2 protein-coding genes are annotated in these 1,958 nt (G+C 60.6%); both read right to left on the bottom strand.

Annotated features, from left to right (window positions below; genetic code table 11):
- Window positions 1–67 precede the first annotated feature (67 nt).
- Window positions 68–841 (bottom strand): IS21-like element helper ATPase IstB, encoded by a 774-nt coding sequence (gene istB, locus L540_RS21110; RefSeq protein ID WP_043207475.1) that lies wholly within the window; start codon window positions 839–841, stop codon window positions 68–70.
- Complete coding sequence (gene istA / locus L540_RS21105) at window positions 838–1,866, bottom strand: IS21 family transposase (protein WP_043207477.1); 1,029 nt, start codon at window positions 1,864–1,866, stop codon at window positions 838–840. The genes istB and istA overlap by 4 nt, the downstream gene beginning before the upstream one ends.
- Window positions 1,867–1,958 lie beyond the last annotated feature (92 nt).

Raw genomic sequence — 1,958 nt, 5'->3', positions numbered from 1 at the left:
TGTCAAACGCAATTGAAATGTGAGCCACTTCGCGCGTCGGCGCGCAAAGTAAATCTGGGCCATGCGATTAGTTCTTGGCGGCAGGCACATGCCCGGCGCGTCGTTGGTGTTTGAGGCGGTAGCTGTCTCCCTTGATTTGGACGATGTGGGCGTGATGCAGGATGCGGTCGAGCATGGCCGCCGTTAGCGTGGTGTTGCCACCGAAGGTGGCATCCCACTGCGTAAACGGCAGATTGCTGGTCAAGATCATTGAGCCACGCTCATAGCGTTTGGCGACGATTTGGAAGAAGTGACTGGCCTGGTCACCAGATAGCGGCAGATAGCCGATCTCGTCGATGATCAACAGGCGTGGCCCCAGGATGTTGTGCCGCAGAACCGCGTCGTACCGTTCCTGTCGCCTGGCCGCTTCCAGTTGTAGCATCAGGTCGGCCGCTGTGATGAACTTCGTCTTGATCCCCGCCTGGGTGGCGGCGTAGCCCAGCGCGATGGCCAGATGCGTCTTACCCACACCGGATGGGCCTAGCAGCACGGCGTTCTCGCATTGATCGACGAACCGTAATGTGGCCAACTCCTCGATCAGCTTTTTAGGGGCGCCCACAGCGAAGCTGTAGTCGTAATCGTCCAAAGTTTTGATGGCAGGGAACCCGGCCATGCGAACCAGAGTCTGTCGCGAGCGCACCTGCCGGGTGTCCCGTTCATGAGCGAGCACGTGCTCGAGGTAATCCAGAAAGCTCCAGTCCTTGTTGGTAGCCTCGCCGGCAGCCGCACGGTAGCACTGCATCAGCCCTTCGAGCTTGAGCGTCTGGCAGTGCGCGTCGATCCGTTCCTGTTGCAGGTTCATGCGTTCACCTCGGTCAGCAGTTGCTGATAGACCGACAGCGGGTGCTGCAACGAGGCAGCCATATCGGGCATGGCCCACCGAGCGAGGATTGCCGATTGTGCCGGACTGGCGAACCCTGGCAATGGCTGCAAGGCGGCGCGCTCACGCTGTTCGAACAGCGTGGCAGGAGCTGCCCGCGTGACCGGATGTACGCGCTGGTTGGCCACATCGCGCAGCCATTTGCCCACTTCGGCGTTGGCCGTGTCCACGTCCAGCACCAAACCTGACTGCTTGAGCCAGCTAGTGAGTGGCACGTAGAAGTTGCCACGAAGATACCGATGGAATCGCTCCACCTTACCCTTGGTCTGCGCGCGATAGGGTCGGCACAGTCGGGGCATGAAGCCGTAACGCTTGGCCAGATCCAGCATCCCGGGGTGCCAACGGTGCTCGCCGTGAGCGTACGCATCTCGCGTGTCCACGATGGTCTTCGCATTGTCGTAGAGGATCTCGCGCGGCACGCCACCCAGGGTCTCGAATAAATCGTGGTGGCAACTGACCAGTGTGTCGGCCCGCTCGTTGGTCGTGAACCGCGCCCATCGCCAGCGGCTGTAGCCCAACGTGGCCGTAAAGGCATAGAGCGGATCGGTGCCACGCCGAAAGACCACGAAGTCGCATTGCATCTGCTGGCCGGGCGCAGTCTCGAAGCGCACCACGGGATCGGGCTCTGGCACCGGCTTGCGCGACTGCATAAATGCTTGCAGACCGCGCAATTGGCCGCGATAGCCCAGTGCCTGCAACTCGCGCAGCAATGCGGGCGCGGCGATCCACTCCGGGGCTGCCGCCTTCATCCTCTCGAGAATGTAGTCGTGGAAAGGCTCCAGCTTGGTCGGTCTGGCCTCACGTGGCTTGTAGCGTGGAACCTGCTCGGACTTCAAATGCCGAGCCACCGTATTGCGAGAGACACCCAAGCGTCGCGCGATCTCTCGCAGTGACAAACCTTGGGCCTTGAGCACATGGATTTGCATCCACTGTTCCTTCAGAAGCATCGTCGGCCTTCGCGCGAAAAGCCTCGACTGTACGGAAAGGTGGCTCAGATTTACTTTGCGCGAAGTGGCTCATTATTACTTTGCGCGCAACA

Source organism: Bordetella pseudohinzii (genome assembly GCF_000657795.2).
GTDB classification, from domain to species: domain Bacteria; phylum Pseudomonadota; class Gammaproteobacteria; order Burkholderiales; family Burkholderiaceae_B; genus Bordetella; species Bordetella pseudohinzii.
The sequence above is the reverse complement of the archived record's forward strand: the minus strand, read 5'-3'. Positions and strand labels throughout refer to the sequence as shown.